This window comes from Aeromonas sp. sif2433 (assembly GCF_019218705.1).
Taxonomy (GTDB): Bacteria; Pseudomonadota; Gammaproteobacteria; order Enterobacterales; family Aeromonadaceae; genus Aeromonas; species Aeromonas encheleia.
On sequence record NZ_JAHUXD010000001.1, the window covers coordinates 225,452 to 250,659 of the forward strand.

The following is a 25,208-nucleotide window of genomic DNA, read 5'->3' on the forward strand; positions in this document are numbered from 1 at the left end:
GTGCAATCAGGCACTTAGTGTGGCGCCGCCGTCGACGACCAGATCCTGCAGCGTGATGTGACTGGCCAGATCCGAGGCCAGGAAGAGGACTGTGTGGGCGATCTCGCTCGGGGTGGCGATCTTGCGCAGCGGAATGCCGAGCTTGAACTGGGCCGGCAGTCCGGCAATGGTGCGGACCAGCGCGGCCTCATCCGGCAGCATGCCGCGCAGCATTTCGGTATCCGTCGAGCCCGGCGACACCAGGTTGGCCCGCACGCCGAAGGGCGCCAGCTCCAGCCCCACCGTCTGGGTCAGGCTGGTCACCGCCGCCTTGGAGGCGCAGTAGGCCGCCATCTGCATCCGTGGCACATGGGCCGCGTTGGAGCCTATGGTGACGATGGTGCCACGCCGCTGTGCCTTGAAGTGGGGCACCAGGGCCCGCAGCAGATAGAAGACGCCGCTGGCGTTGACCGCCATGCAGTCATCCCAGTCCGCGTCGCTCAAGGCTTCGGTGGGGCCGAGGCGCAACACCCCGGCCCCGTTGACCAGCACATCCAGGCCGCCATCGGCCAGCAGCCGCTCGCAGCAGGCGTTGACCGCCTGCGGGTCGCGGATGTCGAGCGTGCGGATGGTGTAGGGGTAAGCGGCATGGGGAAAGTCGCGATCCAGCCCCACCACAGAGGCGCCGGCGGCGACAAATTGCGCCGCCACCTCGCGCCCTATGCCACGGCCGGCGCCGGTCACCCAGACCCGCTTGCCACTGAAATCAAAGGCCACTTTGGGCTGCTCCTGTTTCATCTTTGTCTCCATCACCACACCATCTCCACGCTCTCTTCGTCTTCGGTCAGCTTGCCGTCGAGGAAGCGGCAGAAGTCGTCGAGGCGCGGGTGATCGAACACATCGGAGACCTTGACCTGCACCCCGAACTCGGCGCCGAGCCGGTTCACTATCTGTATGGTCTGCAGGGACTGGCCCCCCAGCTCGAAGAAGTTGTCCCCTGGCGCCATGGTGGCCAGCCCCAGGATCTGCTGCCAGATGGCGCCGACCCTGTTCTCGGTCTCGCTGCCAAGTACCAGCGCCTCGTCGGTGGCCTGGTACTGGGCCAGCAGCGCCTTGCGATCCAACTTGTTGGAGCCGGTGCGGGGTAGCTGCTCGTAGTGGCGATAGTCGGTGGGGATCATGGCGGCGGGCAGCACTTTGGCGAGCTGCCCCTTGATGACCCTGCTGTCGCGCTCGGCCCCGGCCACGAAGGCCACCAGCCGGCGCACGCTGCCGATGCTCACCCCCTGCACGCAGGCCTCATCCACCCCGGGCAGGGCCAGCAACTGGGCCTCGACCTCACCGGGCTGGATGCGGTAGCCGCTGATCTTGAACTCGTTGTCACGGCGACCCAGGTAGACCAGACGGCCGGCCACCCAGCGCACCCGATCGCCTGTGCGATAGACGGGCCTCTCCTGCGCGCCGACCCGCAGGGTGCCAAAACTCCCCTGCACCCCGCCGACATAGCCGTTGGCGAGCTGGGGGCCGAGCAGCACCAGCTCCCCTTCGCTGGCGGGTTGCTCCCCCGCCCCCAGGATCAACGCCTGCATGCCGGGCAACGGTAGGCCTATGGGCAGCTGGGCCTGGGTCGGGTCTTCCCCCTGCAGCTCATGAGTAGTGACCACGACCGTGGTCTCGGTGGGGCCATAGGTGTTGAACAGACGCACATCAGTGCGGCCCTGCCGTTGCCACTGAGCGAGCTGCTCCGGATAGACCGCCTCACCGCCGATGATGACGGTGGCAAGAGAGTCAGGAATCTGGGCCTGGCCCGCCCCCAGCGACACCACCCACTCGTTCCAGAACGCGGTAGGCAGGTCGAGGTGGGTGATCCCCGCCTCCTCCACCCCGGCCACGAAGGCGGGGATGGATTCGAGCAGGGCGTCGGTGCGCAGCACCAGGGTCGCGCCGGCACTCAGGGTGGCGAACACCTCCTCGATGCTGGCGTCGAAGTTGAAGGGGGCGAATTGCAGCATCCGCGCCCCCGCATCCAGGTGATAGCGGCAGCGGGCGGCGGCGGCGAAGTGATCCAGCGCGCCGTGGCTGATCGCCACCCCCTTGGGCAGACCGGTGCTGCCCGAGGTGAACATCAGGTAGGCGACGGCGCCGCCGGCGGCCGGCTGGCAGAGGCGGTTTTCGCTCACCAGATCCCCCACCAGCAGGGTGCGGCCCTCGAACAGGCTGGCCAGCTTGTGGCGATACTCCGCCTGGGTGATCAGGCTCTTCACCTCCCCCAGCCGCAATATGTGGCCCTGACGCTCCAGGGGCTGCTCGGGGTCGAGCGGCACATAGACGGCGCCGGCCAGCAGCACCGCCAGCTGGGCGAAGATAGCCTGGGGGCTGCGCGCCAGCATGACGCCGACCCTGTCCCCTGGCTGCACACCCGCGGCCTGCAGGGCCGAGGCCATCTGCTCGCTGCGTGCCAGCAGCGCCTCGTAGCTGAAGCTGGCTTCCCCTTGCTCCAGGGCCAGCTTGTGGGGGGTCTGGGCGGCGAAGTGGCAGAGCGCGTCCAGCACCGGGCGCACATTGATCACCTCATGGGCCGGGCCCGTGATCAGCGCATCCAGCCGCTGCTCCGCCAGCCAGTCGGCCTTGAGGGTCCCCAGGGTCAGGGAAGGCTGCGCCAGCCAGCGGCCCAGCAGGGTGAACAGGGTATCGGCGATCTGCGCCAGCTCGGCCTGCCGGTAGCAGCCGGGGTTGGCATCCAGATCCAGCCTGGGCTGACCGTCAGCCCCGACCTGGATCTCGATGGTGAGATCCTCCACCGGCCCGGCGCTGATGTTGAGGATCTGGGCACTGAGCGGCCCGAAGCGGCGGGCGTGGTCGAACGGCATTATGTTGACCAGGGGGCCAAACAACCGCTTGTCACCGCCCACCAGGCCAAGGTCGCGGCGCAGCAGCTCGTAACGGTAGTGCTGATGTTTGCGCATCCCGCGCTTGGCCTTGGCCACTGCGCCGGCGGCCCCCGCCAGACTCAGCCCCTCATCGAGTGCCAGCGCCAGCGGGGTGATGTTCATCTGCATGCAGGGCACGGTCAGGGACGCCGAGCCGATGCGGTTCATCATCATCAGGCCCAGCAGGGTCTGGCTCTGACCGCTGGCAAGCGACAACTGGGCCGAGAGCCCGGCCAGCAGCAAATCCGGCCAGCCGAGCCTGTTGTCATCGGCGAAGCGCACCAGGGTCTGCCACAGCGCCGCCGGCAGGGGGCGGCTCTCGCGGATAAACTCGGCGGCGATGGGGGCGCGGGACTCGCTGAAGGAGCGCACCTCGGGCCAGTCCTGCAACTGCTCCTGCCAGAAGGCGTGGGCGGCGGCGTTCTTGCCGCTCGAATCCCGGGTCAGCTCCTCGGCCAGCACCTCATCAAGCAGGCCGAACGGGGACGGTGAATTCACCACCCCGGCCAGCCCCTCACCGTACAGCTCGGCGATGCGCTGGAACAGCAGGGTGGTGCCGAAGCCGTCCAGGGCGATGTGGTGCACGCAGCTGTAGAGATAATCCCGCTCGAGCCCACGCAGCAGGGCGAAGCGGCAGGGGGACTCTCTGGTCAGCTCGAACGGGCGGCGCAGATCGGCCCAGGCCCAGGCGCGGGCGGCGGCCTCGTCGCCCCCCTCCAGCACCAGCTCGCGATAGGCAAGGGGCACCGGCTGGGAGACGAAACAGACCGGCTCGCTGGCCGCGTCGAAGTGGCCCTGCAGCGCCTCGCACTCGCTCACCGCCTGAGTGAGGGCGGCCACCAGCACGGCACCGTCGACCTTGCCATCGAAGGCGATGCACTCGGCGGTGTTGAACATCGCCTTGTCGTCGCCCAGCAGATGGCCAGACCAGAGCCCCTGCTGGGGGATGGTGAGGGGGAAGCGACTCATGGGGTCACCTCCCGGGTCTTCTGCTCGGCCAGCTTGGCTTCGATCAGTCGCCACCAGCCGTTGAGGCTCGGCGTCTTGGCCAGGTCCACGAAGCCGAGCTCCACCCCGGCGGCGCGCCATTCGGTGAGCAGGGACATGATGCGCACCGAGTCGAGGCCGTAGTCGATGAGGTTCTCGTCCGGGTCGAACTCGGCCTCGTCCTCGTCGATATGGCTCAGCAGCCGGGCCTTGAGGCCGTCGTAGGTCAGCAGCGGGTTCTGCTGTTCAGGCTTGGGTGCTGCCGCGATGGCCAGCACCTCGGCACAGGGGATCACCTTGCCGCAGCGGGTCGCCACATAGTCCAGCGCCATCTGGTGATCGGCCAGGGAAAAGTCCGCCACCCCGTCCGCCAGGAAGAAGGGCTGGATGTCGCGCATGAAGGCGTCGCAGGCGGTGATCATGCAACCGATGTGACCGTAGATGCCGCCGATGATCAGCTGATCCCGCCCCTGGGCTTTGAGCATCTGCTCGAGCTCGGAGCGCTGGAAGGCGCTGTAACGCCACTTGACCAGCACCACATCGTCCCGCTCGGGGCGCAGCGGGGCCACCACCTGCTGCAGCTCCGGGCGCTTGTTCAGCCCCGGGCCCCACATGTCGTTGAGCAGGGCGCGATCCTCCGGCGCCTGATCCTTGGGCTGGGCCGTGTAGTAAACCGGGATGCCGAGTGCCTTGCAGTGCCGGCGCACCGCGGCAAGCCGGGCAGTGAGATCACGGATGAGAGGGCTGTGCTCGCCATAGAAGGCGGTGAAGTATTCCTGCATGTCGTGGATCAGCAGGGCGGCGCGGCGCGGCTCCAGGGTCCAGCTGACCTTGTTGGCCTTCCATTGGCTGGGCATGGCGTAGGCGCTGAGGGTTGGGATAGCCATAACGATATGATTCCTTTTTAGTTTTAAGCGGTAATAGCCTGAGCTGTCAGTCTGTTGTCGCGAGCGACCGGGCGATCCGCGCCCGCAGTCCCTGCTTGTCAATCTTGCCCACCGCCGTCATGGGCAGCGCGGTGAGGATTTCGAATCTGTCCGGCAACTTGAATTCGGCGACGCCGCGCCCGCGCAGGAACTTGCGCAGGGCCAGCGCCTTGAGGCCGGGCTCGGTGGTGACGATGAAGGCGCAGCTCTTCTCCCCCATGGCGCTGTCCGGCATGGAGACCAGGGCGGCCTGGGTGATGGCCGGGTGGTGCAGCAGCTGGTTCTCCACCTCCTCGGCCGCGATCTTCTCGCCGCCCCGGTTGATCTGATCCTTCTGCCGGCCCACCACGGTGAGGTAGCCATCCTGGTCTTGCACCACCAGATCGCCGGAGCAGTAGAAGCCCTCGGCATCGAACACCCTGGCGTTGTGGGCCGGGCTCTGGTAGTAGCCACGGAAGGTGTAAGGGCCGCGGGTGTGCAGGGCGCCGGGCTGCCCCGGGGCGACCGGGTTGCCCTCCTCGTCCAGGATGCGCACCTCGTCATCCGGGCACATGGGGCGGCCCTGGCTGTGGATGATCTTGTCGTCCGGGTCATCCAGCCGGGTGTAGTTGACCAGCCCCTCCGCCATGCCAAACACCTGTTGCAGCTGGCAACCGAGCAGCGGGGTGATCCGGCTCGCCACCGCCTCGGCCAGCTTGGCGCCGCCCACCTGCAACAGCGTCAGGCTGCCCAGCTGGGCGCGCACCGAGGCATCGGCCTCCGCCGCCTGCAACCAGAGGGAGACCGCCGGCGGCACCAGCGAGCAGAGGTTGACCCCGTGGCGCGCTATCAGCGGGAAGCAGCTCATGGGGCCGGGATCCGGCGCCAGCACCACGGCGCCGCCGGCATCGAACACGCCGAGGGCGCCGGGGGAGCTCAGGGGGAAGTTGTGGGGGGCCGGCAGGGCGCAGAGGTAACGGGTATGGGGGCCAAGGGCGCAGATCTCGTTGCTGCGGCGCACGCTGTAGTAGTAGTCGTCATGGGTACGGGGGATGAGCTTGGGGGTACCTGTGCTGCCGCCGGAGAGCTGGAAGAAGGCCACCTCATCCGCCGGGCTAGGGCCATAGGCCGAGTCGGGAGCCTCTGCGGGACCCAGCTCTTGCGGGCCTAGCCAGTGGGCCAGCCCCTGAGTCCCGCCGTCGCCATCGAGCAGCACCAGCTCGGCACCCATGGTTTGCAGCAGTTCACCGCTGCGATCCCCGCTTGCAAACAGCGGATGGGTGACTGAACCGATAAAGAGCCTGGGGCTGATCTGCTCGGCATAGGAGGCCAGCTCCAGCCGGTTGTGGCTGAACAGCGCATTGACCGGCGCTATCCCGACCTTGAGCAGGGCGAAGAACACCAGATAGAACTCGGCCACGTTGGGCAGCTGCACCAGGGCGGTGTCGCCGACCCTGAAGCCATGATGGGCGAGTCTGGCGGCCAGCCGGGTCGAGCCCGCATCGAGCTCGCAATAGCTGAGGCGGCGCTCGCCGCAGAGAATGGCCGGGGCATCCGGCGCCGACCCGCACTGGCGGGCCAGCATGGCGGTCAGGGGCTCACCGCGCCAGTAACCCTTGGCGCGATATTGCTGGGCCAGATCCTGGGGCCAGCGGCTGTAAGGGAGGAAGGTGTCGGGCTGGGTCATAGCGCCACCTCCGGCTCTAAGCCGAGCGCCTTGGGATTGGGCTGCCAGCTCGGCAAACCTAGGCGGTAGTGCTGTTTCATAGCGCCACCTCAGTTCCTAGGCCGAGCGCCTTGAGCATGGTGCCCAGCTTGGTGCCGGTCTCGGCCCACTCCATGGCGGGATCCGAGCCCGCGACTATGCCGGCGCCGGCGAACAGCTCCACATGGTGGCCATCGAGCACGCCGCAGCGGATCACCACGGCCCACTCGCCGTTACCCTGGCTGTCACACCAGCCGACGATGCCGCTGAACAGGGCGCGCTGAAACGGCTCCTGCTCACGAATGAACTGGCGCGCCAGCTCGGTGGGATAGCCGCACAGGGCCGGGGTGGGGTGCAGCTGGCAGGCCAGGGAGAGCACCGAGGCCTGCCCCGCATGCAACTGACCGGCGATGGGGGTGCCCAGATGCCAGAGGGTGTCCGTGCTCATCAGGGAGGGCTCGGCCGGAATGGCCAGCTCGCGGCAGTGGGGTGCCAACACCCGGCGGATCTCGTCGATCACCAGGCGATGTTCATGCCGATCCTTGCTGGACGCCAGCAGCTTGCGCGCCACCGCCTCATCCTGCTTCGGCTCGCCGCCGCGCTTGGCCGAGCCGGCCAGCGGGTGGGTGAAGACGGCGCCCCCGCTGACCCGCAGCAGCAGTTCCGGGCTGGCACCGAGCAGGCAACGCCCCTGCCCCAGCGGCAGCGAGAAGTGGAAGGCGTTGGGGTTCTGGGTCATCAAGCGCGCCAGCACCTGCTCGGGATCGGCGGCCTGGCTCAGCTGCAGCTTGAGCTTGCGCGACAGCACCACCTTGGCGAGCGTCCCCTGGGCGAAGGCATCCAGCGCCGCGCTGACCGAAGACTTGAACTCGGCGGCGGCAGGCGTGCTGTTGACCGAGATCACCTGGTTGGCCATGGCGGGCATCGTCTCGGGCGCGCTGCGCTCCCCTCGCTCGTAGCGGCCGGGGACATAGAGGCAGGAGGCTTCGGCCGGATCGAAGGCGAAGGCACCGATCAGCAGCGGGTTGACCTGGCCTGCGTCCACTGCGACGGCCAGGGCCTGGACTATCTGCCGCTCGAGCAGGGACCATTCACAGGCGGGGGTGCTGATGGGCTGACCCAGGTCATAGGCGCGAAGGGAGCCCTGACCCGAGGTAAACAAGAAATCGGGCGGCGATCCCGTCTGGACGGGCGCGGCATTGGTCATCACAAGAGTATTCACTTTACACCCTCAAAAAAGATTCAAAATGATAATGATTATCAATTTGCTTTTGTGCGGCGGTAAAATACTCGCTTTGAAATCGCCCGGTCAATGGGATTTTTTGTCGATAAAACTGGAGTTTATCTGTGGGTATTGGGCCGATGACGCCAGCGCTGGCCCGCCGGCGCCTGGGTTGGCGACGCTACTCGAATGAAAACAAATTGCCATGCCCATATGGGGGATGCGACAGAAACGGGATGGCGTCGGCCAGGCTGGCGGCCGCCCCGCTTTGCCCCTAAGATGGCGCCATGTCCTGTTGTCACCCGTCGAGATGAAACCATCCATGTTAAAGCACCTGCTTCTGCTCCCCCTCAGCCTGCTGCTGGCGGCCTGCTCGCTCACCCAGTACAACGTCAGCGAGGGCGAGATCAACCAATACCTGAAAGACAGGGTCGCCTTCGAGAAAGAGATAGGGATCCCGGGCATCATGTCGAGCAAGATCCGCCTCGACGATCTGCAGAGTCGCATCGGCCGCAGCCGCGCCGACCGGGTCGAGCTGGATGCCGCCGGCGATCTGCAGGTGGCGAGCCCGCTCGGTAGCCAGCAGATGCGTATTCGCCTCTCCCTCAGCGCCCGCCCCGATTACGTGGCCGAGCAGGGCGCCATCTACCTGCGCGATCTCGAGCTCATCTCGGTCAAGACCGAGCCGGCCGATGTGGGGGCCGCCCTCACCCCGCTGCTGCCGACCTTCAACCAGTCGCTCTCCCTGTTCCTCTCCCAGACCCCCATCTACCGGCTCGACAGCAGCCGCCAGAACGAGGCCAGGATCAAGGACAAGGTCGAGGCGCTCAAGGTGGAACCCGGCCGATTGGTGATCCCCTTCAAACTGATGTAAAGCCAGCGCCGCCCCCTCCCCTCGGGGGCGGTTTTTTTCTTCTCAAGCCCCTCGCCTTGCCCCATAATGCACACCATTCTCATTTCGATTCTGAGAAGCGTCATAATAAAATCAAACATATGGTGAAAAGGACATGAGAAAAACCGTACTGGTGCAGGCGATCGCCTGTGCACTGCTCAGCGGCGCCGCACACGCCGCCGTCAAGGTAGAAGACAAGACATTCAACACCGCCGCCAGCATGCTGGCCTACACCGAATTCGAGCTCTCCGGTGAGCCGCTGGCCGAGGCGCTGGGGCTGGATCTGGACGTGCTGGATGCCAACCGCGCCGACGAGCCGACCCCGTTCGACTTCGCCGCCGGCATCGAATCCTATGAATACTCCGAAGAAGCCATGTATGCCCTGAACTATCAGTCCGGCATGGGCCCTCATCTGGTGAACGGGCCGCAGAACCTGGCCCGCGGCGGCACCCTGGCCGATCTGGGCAAGCGGGTGCTGACCATGGCCGAGGCGGTCGGTTTCCCGGCCGACGAAGTGCCGCAAGGCATGTATCCCCTCTCCCTGCCCTACGCCTCCGCCAATCCGGAGTTTGCGCAAGGGGTGAACACCACCCCGGTCAATGGCGATCAGCTCACCATCAAGACCGCCAAGGGCACCGAGAAAGCGGTCAAGACCCAGGTGCCCGCCTACTTCCGTGACTACGCCACCCTGCGCTGGAGCGGCTCCGACAGCCTGCTGAACCCGGCGGCCGTGGGCGGCATCCTGCTCAAGGAAGTGATGTGGTCCCAGGACTTCCTCGGCGGCATGCACGTGGCCGAGAGCGATGAAGAAGTGGAGGCGGCCTCCGCCACCATGGATCAGGACGGCAAGCACAAGCTCGGCGTCTCCGCCGCCGACGGCTTCAACGGCATGATGCTGACCGAGCAGTCCATCGACAAGCTGGCCATCTTGCAGGGCCAGCTCGGCTTCGACGGCAAGCAGCTGGGTGCCAGGATCACACCGCAATACGACCCCGCCAAGGGCATCGTCTACTTCCCCCATCAGGTGAAAGTGACCGAAACCACCAAGAATGAGGTCGGCGCCATCGGCAAGCTGGAGGTCGTGGATGGCTCTGCCCAGCTGCGCGATGCCTGGATGCTGCTGTGGCCCCTGTCCGAGTTCTACGCCTTCACCGATCAGCGCAGCGCCAACACCAACCAGAACCCGGCCTTCCACGCCGTGTTTGACGGTGCCCCCTTCGCCGCCGCACCGGCCGCCAACAAGGGCAACGAGGCCGCCAAGCAGGTCGCGGGCGAGGATGCCTTCTCCCTGGCCCTCAACCTCTCCAACCTGACCTTCAAGAACCTCAGTGCCCTGCATTTCGAGCCCAAGGCCGGTACCCTGGTCGACAGCTGGCAGGCCGGCAAACAGGGCAAGCACGTCACCACCTTTGACGCCGCTTACACCCTGGTCGCCCTGCAGATCTTCCAGCGTGCCCAGGATGCCCTGCCGGTCGGCTACGCCGCCGGTGACAACGGCGAGCTGAACCTGAAAACCGCGCAAGGTCAGCAGGCGCTCGCGCTCATCCGCAAGCAGGCCGACTTCATCCTGGCGCAGCTCAAGGGCAAGAACGGTCTGGTCCATGACGGCCTGACCCTGGGTGGCCAGCCGGATGCAGGTCAATCCATCGAGGCGCAGTTTGCCGCCATCCGTGGCCTGACGGCGGCCTTCCTGGCCACCTCGGACGCCAAGTACCGCAGCGCCGCGCGCGCGCTGTTCATCGCGACCGACAAGGCGTTCTTCAACGCCAAGGCCGGCACCTGGCTGGCAGGCAAACAGGGCACCTACACCCCCTGGACCCAGGCCGCCATCTCCGGTGCCCTGCGCTCCGCCATGCTGAACCTGCGTAACGAAGGCGCTGAGAAGGCTCCCGAGCTGGAGCTGGCGCAGCTGACCCAGCGTTACGTGAGCTGGTTCCGTGGCACCGTCAACGACGGCATGCAGATGGCCGAGTGGATCGGTGACTCCGGTGAGAATGTCATCGACGGCGCCGGCAAGGACACCGACGAAGACGGCGTGCCTCAGGTCACCGCCGCCGGTGGCAAGCACGGCACCGCCATGGTGATGGCAGGCAAGGCCATCGTCAGCGAATGAGTCAGCCCTGACCCATGAAAAAGGGAGCCTTCAAGGCTCCCTTTTTATTTGTCTGCGAACTAATCAGTCGAGCTTGGCCAGCATCTCCTTGGTCACCAGCACTATGCCCTGCTCCGAGCGGTAGAAGCGGCGGATATCCTCATCGGCATTCTCCCCCACCACCAGCCCGTCGGGCAGCACACAGCCCTTGTCCACCACCACCCGACGCAGCCGGCAACCGGCCCCGATCTCGACCCCGGGGAAGATGATCGCCTGATCCAGGGTGCAGAAGGAGTGCACCCGCACGTGAGTGAACAGCACGGAGTTCAGCACGAAGGAGCCGCTGACGATGGATCCCCCCGCGAACATGGAGTTGATGGTCATGCCGTGCTGACCGTTCCTGTCCTGCACGAACTTGGCGGGCGGGGTCATGGTCTGGCTGGTCCAGATGGGCCAGTTCTCGTCATAGATGTCCAGCTCGGGCACCACTGAGGCGAGATCCATGTTCGCCTCCCAGAACGAATCCAGGGTCCCCACGTCGCGCCAGTAGGGTTTCTGCCCCTCCTTGGCCCCGACACAAGACATGGTGAAGGGGTGGGCGAAGGCCTTGCCCTCCCCCACGATGCGCGGGATCACGTCCATGCCGAAGTCGTGCTTGGACTCCTGATTGTGGATGTCCTCCTCCAGCAGCTGATACAGGTACTCCGCCTCGAAGATGTAGATCCCCATGGAGGCCAGGGAGACCTGATCGTTGCCTGGCATGGCGGGCGGATTGGCCGGCTTCTCCACGAAGGCGCGGATCTTGCGCTGCTCGTCGATGTCCATGACCCCGAAGGCCGACGCCTCGGCCCGCGGCACCTCGATGCAGGCCACCGTCACCTTGGCGCCGAGGCGCACGTGATCGAGCAGCATGGCGGCATAGTCCATCTTGTAGATGTGATCCCCCGCCAGCACCACTATGTACTTGGGGCCGTAGTCGCGGATGATGTCGACGTTCTGGTAGATGGCGTCGGCGGTGCCGCGATACCAGTGCACCTCGTCCACCCGCTGCTGGGCGGGCAGCAGATCGATGAACTCGTTCATCTGGTAACGCAGGAAGGACCAACCGGATTGCAGGTGACGCAGCAGGCTGTGGGACTTGTACTGGGTCACCACACCGACCCGGCGGATGCCGGAGTTGATGCAGTTGGAGAGTACGAAGTCGATGATGCGGAACTTGCCGCCGAAATGAACCGCCGGCTTGGCGCGGTTGTCGGTCAGCTGCTTCAAGCGGCTGCCGCGTCCCCCTGCGAGCACCAAGGCCATACTCTGGTTCAACAATTGCCGTGCTTTGGCAGTATTTTCGGGTTCTAGCAACATAATTACCTCGGCCTTGTTGGAGCTGTTTTCAACCCATCTTCGCCTTTTTTACGGGTTGTGAAAGTGTTTTCACTCACATTTAGTCGCTTTCCACCGGCGCTTTTCCAGGAGTTGCGTGAGTACTCATGCTTTGTCCCGCCAGCTTGGTTAGAATTTAGCCATCACAGACATCATCAAGGATGACACGATGTTGAATAAGTTCGAGGGGAACCTGCTGCTGGTCAGCGCCATGGTCTGCATGCCCCTGCTGCTGCTGCAAGGAATCTGGCTCGCCCCCCCGGTCCCGCCACTCACCCTGCTGCTGGTCATGGCCACCACTGTCATCGCCCTTGCCTTGCTGTTCCTGCTCATCCGCGCCGCGCACAAGGCGGAGCGAACGAGGCAGGAGCAACGCTGGCTGCTGGCGCTGCAACAGCAGGATCCCGAGCTGCTGGAGAGTCCCCAGGCACAAGCGGCACTGCGCCAGCTGCTGGTCTCTTTCAGTGAAGCCGAACTCGATGCCCACCGCCAGATCAGCGAGCTGCACAACCAGGCCACCCAGGACGAGATGACTCGCTTGCGCAATCGCCACGCGTTCCGGCGCGATCTGACCGAGCTGCTGCAACAGGAGGATACCCAGACCGCGATCCTGGTGCTGATCCGCGCCACCGAGCTTGGCAAGCTCAACGCCCAGCGTGGCTTCCAGTCCGGCGATGCCTACATCAAGGACATCGCCAACCTCATCACCCACACGGTGAGCCGCTTCCCCGGCCATCAGGTCTACCGCATCTCGGGGGCCGACTTCGCCGTGCTGGTGCCGCCGGTCGCCAACATACCGCCGCACCTGCTGGGGCGGGATCTCAAGCTCGCCTTCGATCACTATCAGCGGCAACACGGGTTGGAGAGCGCGGCCTATTCGGGGATGACCCGGCTGAGCAGCGAGCAGAAGATAGAGGCGATCCTGGCCCGGGCCGATCTGGCGCTGGCACGCGCCCAGACGGAGGCGGTCAACGGCTGGGCCATCCAGCAGAATGACGACGTGGTCGAGTTGCAGGGTCAGCGCCACTGGACCCAGGTGCTGACCGATCTGATGGAGCAGGAGCACGTCAGCTTCACCTGTCAGCCCATCATGCCCCTGCACCGCGGCATGCTCGCCTACCACGACATCTACGCCCGCTTCAGCAGCGTCGATGGCACTGTGCTGCCCAGCGATACCCTGCTCGCCATGGCCCATCGCCTGGACATGGTGATGCGGCTTGAGCAGATGGTGATCCTGAATATCATGCGCCAGTACCGGGCCTTCGGCAGCAACAACGGCCGCTGGGGCTTCAGTCTCTCGGGCAACCTGCTGCAGAACAGCACCTTCCTCATCTGGCTCGATCACCAGCTGCAAAAAGATCCCAACACCAGCGCCAACCTGGTGTTCGAGCTGGACGAGGAGCAACTCGAGCGCAACTTGACGGGGGCCAGACGGCTGTTCGAGCTGCTCAGGCGGCACGGCAGCCGCTCCGCCATCTGCAACTTCGGCAAAGGGATAGGCTCGTTCAGCCTGTTTCGCGAACTCAAACCCGATTACATCAAGCTGGATCCCGCTCTCATCACCGAGCTGGAGCAGGATCTCACCAACCAGCAGTTCGTGCGGATGATCGTCGATGTGTCCCATCGCATGGGTTGTCTGGTGATCGCGGAGGGGGTGGAGCAGCTAGCTCAGAAGCAGCTGCTGCAAGGCATGTATGTGGACGGGCTGCAGGGCTATCTGATCGCCAAGCCCCAGGAGCTGAGGCCGGACATCGGCCAGCTCGGATTGTTTACTGAGGACGCTTCAACTTCAGCAAGGTCAGAATGATGTCGTTGAGCTGGCGATAGCGCTCCAGCTCCTTCTGATCGTAGCGGGTCGCCAGCATGGTCGGGTTGTGGCGATTCTTGAGGTAGCGGTTGATCTGCAGGCGATTGAAACCGGCCACCCGATACACCTGTCCCAACAGGGCGTTGAGCTCATCGTCCGCCAAGCCGGCCCGGGTCAGGTAATCCTCCTGGGCCGGACTCTCCAACTGGCAACTCTGCTTGTCGATGTGGCCAGTCTCCTGCAGGTAGGCGAGCCACTGCTCGACATAGAGCGGCTTGCAACCGGCCAGCAGATTGAAGAAGCCCACCGCATCACAGCGGCAGCCGGTGAGCAGCACCAGCGCCAGCTCATCGCTGTCGCAGCTGAAGGTGACGGGCCCGCTCTGGCCCCAGTCCAGCGCCTGCACGCGGATCTCGGCCCGTGCTCCCGCTCGTCCGCTCACGTCGAATACAAACATGGCACCTCCCGTCTGGCAAAGGATTGATGATGGCTCATAGCGCCGTCAGCGCCAAGCCAAATCGCCTTTTCATTCAATATTCTGCAATGCGGGCCATAAAAAAAACCGACAGCCTCGCGGCTATCGGTTCTGGTGGCATTCCATGGTCCCGGGTGCGGGCCATCAATGCAGAACTGTTCAGGCATCCAGCTCGATCAGGGCCTTGGCCAGCTCGATGGGTTCGAGCTCCTGGCCTTCCAGATCGGCGTTCCAGTTCGGGCCGACCAGCACGTCGTCCTCGTCCAGATCGTTGATCCAGATGTCGAGGAACTCTTCCAGCTCGATCACCTCAGGCTCGTAGTCAGCCCACTCGTCCACGCAGTGGCGACGGGCATCGGCCTCGGCGGACCAGAGCGGCATCACGTCGGCGTCTTCGAACTCGGCAGAGCGGCAGACCACCCAGTCTTCACCGTAGCGCAGACCCCACACCTGACCCGACTCGCGGACTTCTTCGATAAACAGCTGGAAATTGGCGTCAAGATTGTCAGTTAGTTTGCTCATGGGGGTCTCTCTCCTGCAGGCGGTGTCGGCCAATGCTGGCCAATAATGGGGCTGATGGTGTCCCAAAAGCCCCGCAGACTCAAGCCTTATCCCCAAAAAGGAGGGGATCAGGCCCATAGGGTACGATATTGGGCGATCCGGGCCCTCAACATGTGACCGGCGTGGGCGAGATGGCCCGCCGCCTGCCCGATCAGCCGGTGCCGGGCCGGGGTATTCGCCGCCAGAAAATGCTGCCGCCACGACATGCATCAAGGCGCCCGCAGGCGCCTTGGTCTTCTTCAGCAAAAGCCGCGATCAACGCTCCCAGTACACCTCTTCCAGGCTGTCTTCCTTCTCGGGCAGACCGCGGGATAGGCGCGGGCTGCTCTGGGCCAGCACCTCGTAGCTGACCCGGTTGGCGTACTTGCACACCTGGGCCAGGGAGGAGTAAGTGAGGAACTCGGACATGTGCTTGGCGGAGTTCGGCACATTCATGCGGTGATAGGCGTTGGCCACCATGTCGTGCAGCACGGCAGACAGCGCGCCATCCCCCGCGCCATTGGTGTTCTTGATCTTCTCAGGCCCACCCATGTAAGGGGAGATGTGGGAGTAGATGCGCGCCGGTTTGCGGCACTTGGCACGGGCCATGGGGCGGCTGAACTCATACATGTTGAACTCGGGGATGACCCCGGGCAGCAGGGTATGGGTGGTCTCGCGCTTGTAGTCTTCCTCGGTGTAGCTCGCCATGTAGAGGCCGATGGGGCCGGCGGTGCAGAGCACCATGTCGGCCCAGTCGAGGGCCTTGTCGGCGGCGCCGAGGGGATCCTTGATCCCGGTCAGGGCCTCGCCCTCGTCCTCGTTCATCGCCAGCACCGTCACGTTCTCGGCGATGAAATCGCGCCACCACTGGGGATTGTCGGCGATGACGAAACGGGTGCCGAGGGTCAGCACCACAGGCACTCCGGCCTCGCGGGCGTAGCGCACCGCGCTCATGGCCGCCTCTTTCATGGGATCGCCATCGTCACCGCGCACCAGGTAGGCGGTGATCACCAGGGCGGAGGCCCCCTTGATCACCTCTTCCGGCACATGGTGCACATCCAGCTGGTTCATCTTGCCGGCGTTGATGCCGAAGCTGCGCTCGCCACACTCGGTGATGAAGGTGAAGCAGCGACCGACCGGGCCGTCGACTGGTTGCAGGTAGTCCAGGTTGACGCGGGAGGAGGTGTTGCACAGATAGCGGTAGGCGTAGCTGCCGATGCGGATGTCCTGGCTCATCACCCCGAGCAGGATGGAGTGGGAATCGGCCAGCACTGAGTAGTTGTGCATGGTGTTGCCAATGGTGCCACCGGCGAACTCACTCACCACCATGTTGTTGGTCTTGAGCTCTTCGTAGACCCGCTCGGCCACGTCATCGCTGATCACCACCGAGTGGCCCTTGCTCAGGCCATAACGGTTCAGGAAGTCCTCGTCCACATGCGCTTCGATGTCCACCAGGGTCTGATCGATGCCCACTACATAGGCCTTGCCCAGTTCGGTGAGCAGGGGATTCTGCGGGATCAGGGGATCACGCCTGTCGACCGGGAAGTAGTGTTTGGACTTGCGCTGACCGGGAAATTTCATGGCAATGTTCTGTGCTCTGGGGGGAAGAGGGGCGGGATTTTAACACAATCCGCCTCGCCGAAAAGTCGCCCGATTAAAATATGGGGTCAGTATAGACAAGGGCTGGCGAGGCAAACGTTTGATCTTGGAGCCAAAAAAAACCACCTCGCGGGGAGGTGGTGTTTCGCTGTCTGCCGGGGCCAGGCCTCAACCAAATGACAACCCCTGCACCAGGGCCAGCACCGAGAAGATCCCAAGCGACAACCAGAAGCACAGGGTGCCGAACAGCCGGGGCTTGTTCGGTGCCTCGGGCAGCTGGATGCCGATGGCGTGCAGTATCCGCCCCACCAGCAGCAGCGAGCCGCCGAGGTGCAGCCAGAAGGCACCGACCCCGGCCAGCTCGCACAGGGCCATCAGCAGCAGGGTGAGCGGCACGTATTCGGCGAAGTTACCGTGGGCCCGGATCGCCGCCAGCATCTCGGGTGCGTCCCCTGCCCCTATCTTGACCCTGAACTGGCGCCGACGCTTGACCACCCAGCAGGAGAGCAGCAGGAACAAGAGCCCCAAGAGGCCAGCGTAGATCAGCGTGATATGCATCATCATGACACTCCTTATCGTTGGATCCTGAAAGCAATGTGGCTCATGCCAGCTCGCGGCAAATAATGGGCGACACCATCAGCCGTGCGCGACATGGAGCGCATCATCATGCCAGCTCGCGGCAGATGAGCGACACCATCATGCGGATATGGGCCTGATCGCTGTTGAGCGCAGGAATGTAGTGGAACTGCTCTCCCCCCCCCTCGATGAAGAGGGCGCGGTTCTCGACCTGGATCTCCTCCAGGGTCTCGAGGCAATCGGCCGAGAACGCCGGGCAGATCACATCGAGCCGCTTGATCCCCTGGCCGGCCAGCGCCGTGATGGTGGCGTCGGTGTAAGGCTTGAGCCACTCCTGCTTGCCGAAGCGGGACTGGAAGCTGGCGCTCCACTGCTCGGGGGCCAGGTTGAGTGCCTCGGCCAGCAGGGTCGCGGTGCGGCGGCACTGGTGACCATAGGGATCCCCCTCGTCCTCGCAGCGCTGGGGGATGCCGTGGAACGACATCAGCAGGTGCTCACCCTGGCCCTGCTGCTCCCACTGGCGGCGCACGCTCATGGCCAGCGCCTGAATGTATTCGGGGTGATTATGGTAGTCACGGATGAGGCGCATCACCGGTAGGTGGCGCTCGCTTTTCATCACCCGCGCCCAGCCGTCGAACACCGCGGCCGTGGTGCTGGCGGCATATTGGGGATAGAGCGGCAGCAGTATCACCCGGTTGACGCCCTGCGCCTTGAGCGCCTGCCAACCATCGCTGAGCGAGGGGCTGCCATAGGTCATGGCGAGCACCACGGGCACCTCCACCCCTTCGCGCTTGAGCTCCTGCTCCAGGGCATCGCGCTGACGCTGGCTGATGGCCATCAGCGGTGAGCCCTGCTCGGTCCAGATCTGCTGGTAGAGCTTGGCAACCCTGGGGGCACGGAACGGCAGTATGGCGAAGGTGAGCAGCGGCGACCACAGCAGGCGGGGTATCTCGACCACCCGCGGGTCCTGGAGGAACTGGCTGAGGAAGGCCTTGACGGCCGCCGTGGTCGGTGCGGCTGGCGTCCCCAGATTGACTAGCAAGATCCCGGTTTTCGTGGTCACGTTAGCTTCCTGTCGTTCTATTTTTGTCGTTCTTGTTATGATGCAATAAAGGGCCCTGGATGGACCCTTTCTTCAGGCTGTCTTGTCAACCGACAATGGGCAGACTTAGCCCAGGATGGCCGCCAGCTGCTGGCTGACGACGTCCACCGGCTGGGTGCCGTCGATCTTGACGTAACGGGTGTTGCCCGCTTCCGCTTCCTTGCCGTAGAAACCGATCAGCGGCGCAGTCTGCTGATGGTAGACATCCAGGCGCTTGCGCACCGTGGTCTCTTCGTCGTCGGCACGGATCACCAGATCCTCGCCGGTCACGTCATCCTTGCCTTCCACTTTCGGCGGGTTGAACACCAGGTGGTAGGTACGACCGGAGCCGGAGTGAACACGGCGGCCGCTCATGCGCTTGACGATCTCTTCGTCCGGCACCGCGAATTCCAGTACGAAGTCCACCACCACACCGGCTTCCTTCATGGCTTGCGCCTGGGGAATGGTGCGGGGGAAGCCGTCCAGCAAGAAGCCGTTGGCGCAATCCGGTTGGGCGATACGCTCTTTGACCAGGCCGATGATGATGTCGTCGGAGACGAGCTGACCTGCGTCCATCACGGCCTTGGCCTTGAGGCCCAGCTCGGTGCCCGCCTTGATCGCCGCACGCAGCATGTCGCCGGTGGAGATCTGCGGAATACCGTGTTTTTCCATGATGAACTGAGCCTGGGTACCTTTACCGGCACCCGGTGCTCCCAACAGAACAATGCGCATACACGCTCCTAATTGATTGGTTATTCAATTCTTGAGAAGGCAAAAAACTACACGGTTTCGCCCGTTTTAACAAGCTTGCCCCGTGTGAGTGCCCACATTATCACCATGTGTACGCGCTGGCGATGCGACTTAAGGCGCAGGGCCCGTACACAAAAAGTGATTGAAAATTCAGCAATCCATCAACTGACGAGGCGCCCGCCCCATCGGCAGCGAGCGCCCAATAAAAAGGCCCACTGCATCACAGTGGGCCTGCGCCATCACGCCTGGAGTAGCAGACGGTTGACTCGAGACACGAAGCTGGCCGGGTCATTGAGACCGCCCTGCTCCGCCAGCTGGGCCTGCTCGTGCAAGAGGCTGACCCACTCACCGAACAGGTTGTCGTCGGTGATGGTGTCGAGCTTCTTCACCAGCGCATGGTCCGGGTTGAGCTCCAGGATGTACTTCTGCTCCGGTACCGGCTGGCCGGCTGCGCGCATCAGCTTGATCATCTGGGTGCTCATGCCGTGGTCGTCGGTGACGATGCAGGACGGTGAGTCGGTCAGACGGTGGGTGACACGCACCTCTTTCACCGCCTCGCCGAGGCTGCTCTTGACCCGCTCAACCAGACCGGCATTGGCCTTCTCGGCCTCCTCCTGCGCCTGCTTGGCCGCTTCGTCTTCCAGCTCGCCCAGGTCCAGCTCGCCACGAGTGACGGAGACCAGCTGCTTGCCGTCGAACTCGGTGAGGTGGCTCATCAGCCACTCGTCCACCCGCTCCCACATCAGCAGCACTTCGACGCCCTTCTTGCGGAAGATCTCGAGGTGCGGGCTGTTCTTGGCCGCGGCGAAGCTGTCGGCGGTGATGTAGTAAATCTTCTGCTGGCCTTCCTTCATGCGGCCAACGTAATCCTCAAGGGAGACCGTCTGAGCTTCGCCCTCGCCGGCGGTGCTGGCGAAGCGCAAGAGCTTCGCGATCTCCTCGCGGTTCGCGTAATCCTCGGCCGGGCCCTCTTTGAGCACGTTGCCGAACTCGCTCCAGAACTTGGCGTACTTCTCGCCGTCATCCTTGGCCAGCTTGTTGAGCATGGTCAGGACGCGCTTGGAGCAAGCCTTGCGCAGGGAGGCGGTGACCTTGTTGTCCTGCAGGATCTCGCGGCTGACGTTGAGCGGCAGATCGTTGGAATCCAGCACCCCTTTCACGAAGCGCAGGTAGGTCGGCATAAACTGCTCGGCGTCATCCATGATGAAGACGCGTTGTACGTAGAGCTTCAGGCCGTGCTTCTGCTCGCGGTTGTAGAGATCGAACGGTGCGCGGGCCGGCACGTAGAGCAGGCTGGTGTACTCCTGCGCCCCTTCCACCCGGTTGTGACCCCACAGCAGCGGATCCTCGAAGTCGTGGGCGACGTGCTTGTAGAACTCCTGGTACTCCTCATCCTTGATGTCCTTCGGATTGCGGGTCCAGAGTGCGGTGGCGCGGTTGACCTGCTCCCACTCGCCCGGGGTGCCGACGATGGTTTCACCGTCTTCTTCCCGATCCGGGGTGCCCTCCTTGTACATCTCCACCGGCACCGAGATGTGGTCGGAATACTTGGCGACCACGGCGCGCAGGCGCCAGTCGTCCAGGAACTCTTCTTCCTCGGCACGCAGGTGCAGGATGACGTCGGTACCGCGACCCTCTTTGGTCACGTCGGCGACGGTGAAGGAGCCTTCACCTTCCGATTCCCACTGCACGCCCTGGCTCGGCTCGGTGCCGGCGGCGCGGGAGATCACGGTCACCTTGTCGGCGACGATGAAGGCGGAGTAGAAGCCGACCCCGAACTGACCGATCAGCTGGGAGTCCTTGCCCTGATCGCCGGACAGGTGCTTGAAGAAGTCGGCGGTGCCGGACTTGGCGATGGTGCCAAGGTGCTCGATCACCTGATCCCGGGTCATGCCGATGCCGTTATCCGAGATGGTCAGGGTCTTGTTCTCTTTGTCCACCACCAGGCGCACGCGCAGCTGGCCGTCGTTTTCGAACAAAGAGGCATCGGAAAGCGCCTTGAAGCGCAGCTTGTCCGCCGCATCTGAGGCGTTGGAGATCAGCTCGCGCAGGAATACTTCTTTGTTGGAGTAGAGGCTGTGAGCCATCAGGCTCAGCAGTTGTTTGACTTCGGTTTGAAAGCCGTGGGTTTCGGCGTGAACACTTTGGGTCATCGACCAATCCTCAAAACGTCGGTTGAACAGATTCCCAACCTAGATGGGGCTGGCCCACCAAATATCAAGGGGCGAGTGTGCAATCTTGCTCACTCGCCCCTCATTACGGCATCAAACGCCGGTTTTTTGGCCGACTCCCAGACCGGTTATTTCAGCCGCTGCCGCCCCATCAGGGAGTGAGACAGGGTAGTGCCATCCACCAGCTCCAGCTCGCCCCCCACCGGCACGCCGTGGGCGATTCGGCTCACCTCGACGCCGGCGGCGCGGGCCATGTCGGCGATGTACCAGGCGGTGGCGTCCCCCTCTATGGTGGGGTTGGTGGCCAGGATCAGCTCGCTGATGGACTCATCCTTCAGACGGCGCTCCAGGATCTCGAGCCCCAGCTCCTCCGGCCCTATGCCATCGAGCGGTGACAGGTGCCCCATCAGCACGAAATAGCGGCCGGAGAACTGGCCGGTGTGTTCGATGGCGGCCACGTCCGCCGGGCTCTCCACCACGCACAGCAGGCCGCTCTCCTCGCGCTTGGGATTGGCGCAGATCTCGCAGAGATCGTTCTCGGTGAAGGTGCGGCAGTGGCTGCAGTGACCTATCTCGGTCAGCGCCCGATTGAGCAGCTGGGCCAGGCGCAGGCCGCCGCTGCGCTCGCGCTCGAGCAGGGTGAACGCCATGCGCTGGGCCGACTTGGGGCCGACGCCCGGCAGCACCTGCAGCGCCTTCATCATCTCATCGAGCAGGGGACTGAATTTCATGGGATATCCTTTGAAGCCGCGTCGAATGGGCAGAGGCCGTGACTGCTGGCGGGCAGCCACAGGCTCGGCCATCCGAACCTATCTTGTTGGCGCAGGACTATACCCGAGCCGGCCCCGAGCGCCAATCACCTGACGAGACGGGGCCGACGAAACGGGGGAGCTGTTTGTGCGGCTTAGCCCAGGCTGATGCGCTGGCGACCGCTGTAGATCTCGGCCCGGCCGGGGCGACAGAAGCCCACCAGGGTGAGGCCGGTCTGCTCCGCCCGCTCCACCGCGAGCTCGGTGGCCGCCGAGATGGCGAGCAGGATCTCGATGCCGGCGCTGGCGCATTTTTGCACCATCTCGAAGCTGGCGCGGCTGGTCACCAGGATGGCGCCATCGCGCCGACCGCTGCGGCACAGGTGGCCCACCAGCTTGTCGAGCGCGATGTGGCGGCCCACGTCCTCGCGAATGGCCAGGATGTTGCCCGCCCCGTCCAGGTGCACGGCGGCATGGGTGGCGCCTGTGCTCTGCCCCAGCAGCTGCAGGGGGCGCAGGGTCTCCAGCACCTTGTCGATCAGGGTCACCTCGAGGCGCTGGCTGTCGGGCAGCCGCGGCAGGGTGCGCACCACCTGATCCAGGCTCTCGCTGCCACAGATGCCGCAGCCGGTGCGGCCGGTCAGGGTGCGGCGCTTCTCCTTGAGGCGATGGACGCAGCGATTGGCCAGGGTGACATGCACCTCGATGCCCTGACAGCTGGCGACCTGCTCGATGTCGTGGATGTCCTGCAGGCTGTCGATGATCCCCTCGGACAGCGAGAAGCCGATGGCGAAGTCCTCCAGCTCGGTGGGACTGCACATCATCACGGTGTGGGCGATGCCGTTGTAGACCAGCGCCACCGGGGTTTCGCAGGGCAGCAGCATGGCGCCGTCCGTGGTGACGCCACGCCGCTGATAGTGAACCACCTCGCGCCGTGCGCACAGCTCGTGCAGCGGGGTTTCGGTATCTGACAACATCTGGGTGCCCCTTAGTCGAGGATCTGGGGGGCTTTCGCCGAGATACCGAGCCGCTTCATCTTCGACAGCAGGGTGGTGCGCTTCATGCCGAGCCGCTGGGCGGCGCCCCGATCCCCGGCGACGATGCCGTTGCACTCGCGCAGGGTGTCGATGATGCGCTGGCGCTCATCCCCCTCGTCAGGCTGGCCCTGGCTCTCCCGGAACAGGGTCGGCGCCGGCTCGTCATAGACCAGGGTCTCGATCTTGTGGTAGCCCTTGAGCGGCATCAGCTCGTCGGGGGAGAGGTTGAGCACATGGCCGCGGGTCATCACCACGGCCCGCTCTATGATGTTTTCCAGCTCGCGGATGTTGCCGTACCAGGGCAAGGAGACCAGCATCTTCATGGCATCGGCCGGGATCGAGGTGATGTTGCGCCGCATCCGCCTGGCGATCTTCTTGATGAAGAAGTTGACCAAGAGCGGTATGTCTTCGCGCCGCTCGCGCAGGGGCGGCAGCTCGATGGGGAAGACGTTGAGCCGGTAGTAGAGATCGCTGCGAAAGCGCTTGTTCTTGACCATGGAGAGCAGGTCGCAGTTGGTGGCCGCCACCAGCCGCACATCGATGGCGATGGGGTTGCTGTTGCCGACCCGCTCCAGCTCGTGCTCCTGCAGCACCCGCAGCAGCTTGGGTTGCAGGTCGAGCGGCATGTCCCCCACCTCGTCGAGGAAGAGGGTGCCCTTGTGGGCCCGCTCGAAGCGACCGATGCGCTGGGTCAGGGCGCCGGTGAAGGCCCCCTTCTCGTGGCCGAACAGGTCGCTCTCGATGAGGCCGGTGGGGATGGCGGCGCAGTTCACCTTCACCATCTCCTGCTCGCGGCGGGCGCTCAGCCGATGGATGGCCTGGGCGATCAGCTCCTTGCCGGTGCCTGTCTCCCCCAGGATCAACACCGAGCAGTCGCTCTGGGCCACCAGCCTCACCTTCTCCAGCACCGCCTCCATGGCGGCGCTCTGGTAGATGATGTTGGCAAAGTCGGCGCTGGACGGCAGCTCGGCGACCCTGATGGTCTTCTCCTTAGCGCCGTTGGTGTTGGAGATCTCCTGCTGCGCCTGCACGTTGTTCATGGCAATCGCGGTGCGCGCCGCCACCTGCTCCAGCAGGGAGATGTCGATGTCGGCGAAGAAGTCAGCCTGGGGATGGGAGAGGATCAGCACCCCCAGCAGGTTGCCGCGATAACGCAGCGGCAGGATGCAGGAGCTGTCCGCATCGGCCGGCAGGATCTGGGAGGTGAAGCGGCAGCTCGCGTTGCAGCCGTGGCCCTGCTCCCGGTAGATGAAGAAGGGCTCGCTGTGGCCGAGGGCCCCCTGCAGGCAGTTCTTCTCGAAGCAGGAGTGGTTGATGATGCCGGGCGCATCGCAGGCCTGCTGATTGACCAGATAGCTCTTGAAGCTGTCGGAGGTGGCGTTGTACTCCGCGAGGCAGAGGCTGCTGATGGAGAAGTGGTGCTGCAGTATGGTGAACAGGCTCTTCGGCAGCTCGGCGATGCGCACCAACTTGATCACCGCGTTGGTGACGTCCACCAGGATCTTGCAGCTGTCGCGCTCGAGGCGCAGGGAGTTGGCCTGCTCCAGGGTGCGCTCCTTGTCCAGCACGTTCTCCAGCGCGATGGCGACGATGGCCGCGAGCTGGGTCAGCTTGGCCAGGGTTTCCATCGGGAAGGCGTTCGCCTCGGTGCTGATGAACTCGATGCCGCCCAGGTGGCTGCGGGCCGTGGTAATGGGCAACTGGCAGTAGGATTGCAAGCCGTCGTAGACAGGGGTGCTGGCGAGCTTGGCGCAGCGATTCATGAAGCGGGCCGCTGGCAGTATGATGGCCTGCTCCTTGGAGAAATGCAGATCGGCCTTGTGGCAGATCAGGTGCTGTGGCCCCTGCCCCCCCATGAAGTAGCAGACCGCCTCCTCCCCGGTGCCCAGGTTGAGGATCAGGTTGACCCGGGTCACGCCGCCGAAGCAGGCATCGATCCGGTTCAACTTCTTGATGAAATCATCCAGGGTGACGGCGGAGAGCAGGTTCTTGGAGAGAGAGAGAAAACCGTCATCCCAGATGGGTGAGATGTCGGTCAACGGAATGGCACTCACATTCAGCATTCTGGCCTCGCATTACATCTGTATAAGCAACAAGTTGCAGGCAAATTGCGGTCAGCGACGACGGTAAACAATAAGTCAGCCAACTCCGTCAGATGTTATAATTAATTTTTAAAAAATTAACGCTTAATTATAAAAACTAACATATCTAGAAATAGCATCGCGCTGGTGTTCGCATAATAAAGTAGCCCCGCCGTCATTACAACCAAGCGGCCCTGGGCAATATTCATCAGCCGTCGCAGCTATTTATTGGCAATCATCAATATATCGCCAT

Annotated in this window: 19 protein-coding genes; 3 read left to right on the plus strand and 16 right to left on the minus strand. The window is 64.1% G+C overall.

The window, feature by feature from the left end; translation table 11 throughout:
• Positions 1–6: 6 nt before the first annotated feature.
• The 5 genes from dhbA to KW825_RS00980 all read right to left on the minus strand — a co-directional run bounded on the left by dhbA (position 7) and on the right by KW825_RS00980 (position 7,713).
• Positions 7–756, minus strand: a complete 750-nt coding sequence (dhbA, locus tag KW825_RS00960) for a 2,3-dihydro-2,3-dihydroxybenzoate dehydrogenase (RefSeq protein WP_371315767.1) — start codon at positions 754–756, stop codon at positions 7–9.
• A gap of 32 nt (positions 757–788) precedes the next feature.
• The gene (gene amoF, locus KW825_RS00965; RefSeq protein ID WP_218327914.1) at positions 789–3,878 is read right to left on the minus strand and encodes an amonabactin biosynthesis non-ribosomal peptide synthetase AmoF; all 3,090 of its coding nucleotides are present in this window, start codon (positions 3,876–3,878) and stop codon (positions 789–791) included.
• Positions 3,875–4,783, minus strand: a complete 909-nt coding sequence (locus tag KW825_RS00970) for an isochorismatase family protein (protein ID WP_218327915.1) — start codon at positions 4,781–4,783, stop codon at positions 3,875–3,877. The genes amoF and KW825_RS00970 overlap by 4 nt, the downstream gene beginning before the upstream one ends.
• A gap of 46 nt (positions 4,784–4,829) precedes the next feature.
• A complete protein-coding gene (locus KW825_RS00975) occupies positions 4,830–6,488 on the minus strand; it encodes a (2,3-dihydroxybenzoyl)adenylate synthase (protein WP_218327916.1) in 1,659 nt (552 codons plus the stop codon).
• A 76-nt stretch (positions 6,489–6,564) separates the two neighbouring features.
• Positions 6,565–7,713 carry an isochorismate synthase MenF gene (locus tag KW825_RS00980; RefSeq protein WP_256353739.1) on the minus strand — a complete coding sequence of 383 codons (1,149 nt, stop codon included), beginning with the start codon at positions 7,711–7,713 and terminating at the stop codon, positions 6,565–6,567.
• A 337-nt stretch (positions 7,714–8,050) separates the two neighbouring features.
• Between KW825_RS00980 and KW825_RS00985 the strand changes: the two genes are divergently transcribed.
• Both KW825_RS00985 and KW825_RS00990 read left to right on the plus strand, forming a co-directional pair.
• Complete coding sequence (locus tag KW825_RS00985; RefSeq protein WP_042653543.1) at positions 8,051–8,602, plus strand: lipoprotein; 552 nt, start codon at positions 8,051–8,053, stop codon at positions 8,600–8,602.
• A gap of 133 nt (positions 8,603–8,735) precedes the next feature.
• Positions 8,736–10,733: a hypothetical protein gene (locus KW825_RS00990; RefSeq protein ID WP_218327918.1), complete on the plus strand. Its 1,998-nt coding sequence runs from the start codon at positions 8,736–8,738 to the stop codon at positions 10,731–10,733.
• A gap of 63 nt (positions 10,734–10,796) precedes the next feature.
• Here KW825_RS00990 and glgC read toward each other — a convergent pair whose 3' ends face one another.
• Entirely contained in the window at positions 10,797–12,071 is a 1,275-nt protein-coding gene (glgC, locus tag KW825_RS00995) for a glucose-1-phosphate adenylyltransferase (RefSeq protein WP_218292324.1), read from the minus strand.
• 187 nt (positions 12,072–12,258) lie between these two features.
• On the opposite strand from glgC, the gene KW825_RS01000 reads away from it, so the two are divergent.
• Positions 12,259–13,896: an EAL domain-containing protein gene (locus KW825_RS01000; RefSeq protein WP_218327919.1), complete on the plus strand. Its 1,638-nt coding sequence runs from the start codon at positions 12,259–12,261 to the stop codon at positions 13,894–13,896.
• Here KW825_RS01000 and KW825_RS01005 read toward each other — a convergent pair.
• The 10 genes from KW825_RS01005 to KW825_RS01050 all read right to left on the minus strand — a co-directional run bounded on the left by KW825_RS01005 (position 13,859) and on the right by KW825_RS01050 (position 24,937).
• Positions 13,859–14,353 carry a hypothetical protein gene (locus tag KW825_RS01005; protein WP_042653539.1) on the minus strand — a complete coding sequence of 165 codons (495 nt, stop codon included), beginning with the start codon at positions 14,351–14,353 and terminating at the stop codon, positions 13,859–13,861. The two genes, KW825_RS01000 and KW825_RS01005, sit on opposite strands and share 38 nt — an antisense overlap.
• 177 nt (positions 14,354–14,530) lie before the next feature.
• Positions 14,531–14,893: a DUF2750 domain-containing protein gene (locus KW825_RS01010; protein ID WP_042653538.1), complete on the minus strand. Its 363-nt coding sequence runs from the start codon at positions 14,891–14,893 to the stop codon at positions 14,531–14,533.
• A gap of 294 nt (positions 14,894–15,187) precedes the next feature.
• A complete protein-coding gene (locus KW825_RS01015) occupies positions 15,188–16,492 on the minus strand; it encodes an inosine/guanosine kinase (protein WP_042653537.1) in 1,305 nt (434 codons plus the stop codon).
• A 186-nt stretch (positions 16,493–16,678) separates the two neighbouring features.
• Entirely contained in the window at positions 16,679–17,071 is a 393-nt protein-coding gene (locus KW825_RS01020; RefSeq protein WP_033130257.1) for an MAPEG family protein, read from the minus strand.
• 103 nt (positions 17,072–17,174) lie between these two features.
• Positions 17,175–18,149: a ferrochelatase gene (gene hemH, locus KW825_RS01025; RefSeq protein ID WP_218327920.1), complete on the minus strand. Its 975-nt coding sequence runs from the start codon at positions 18,147–18,149 to the stop codon at positions 17,175–17,177.
• A gap of 105 nt (positions 18,150–18,254) precedes the next feature.
• Entirely contained in the window at positions 18,255–18,899 is a 645-nt protein-coding gene (gene adk, locus KW825_RS01030; RefSeq protein WP_042653535.1) for an adenylate kinase, read from the minus strand.
• A 257-nt stretch (positions 18,900–19,156) separates the two neighbouring features.
• Positions 19,157–21,070 (minus strand): molecular chaperone HtpG, encoded by a 1,914-nt coding sequence (htpG, locus tag KW825_RS01035; RefSeq protein WP_042653534.1) that lies wholly within the window; start codon positions 21,068–21,070, stop codon positions 19,157–19,159.
• A gap of 146 nt (positions 21,071–21,216) precedes the next feature.
• Positions 21,217–21,819, minus strand: a complete 603-nt coding sequence (recR, locus tag KW825_RS01040) for a recombination mediator RecR (RefSeq protein ID WP_042653533.1) — start codon at positions 21,817–21,819, stop codon at positions 21,217–21,219.
• Between the two features lie 173 nt (positions 21,820–21,992).
• Positions 21,993–22,814 (minus strand): formate dehydrogenase accessory sulfurtransferase FdhD, encoded by an 822-nt coding sequence (gene fdhD, locus KW825_RS01045; protein WP_218327921.1) that lies wholly within the window; start codon positions 22,812–22,814, stop codon positions 21,993–21,995.
• A gap of 11 nt (positions 22,815–22,825) precedes the next feature.
• Complete coding sequence (locus tag KW825_RS01050) at positions 22,826–24,937, minus strand: sigma 54-interacting transcriptional regulator (protein ID WP_218327922.1); 2,112 nt, start codon at positions 24,935–24,937, stop codon at positions 22,826–22,828.
• Between the last annotated feature and the right edge of the window lie 271 nt (positions 24,938–25,208).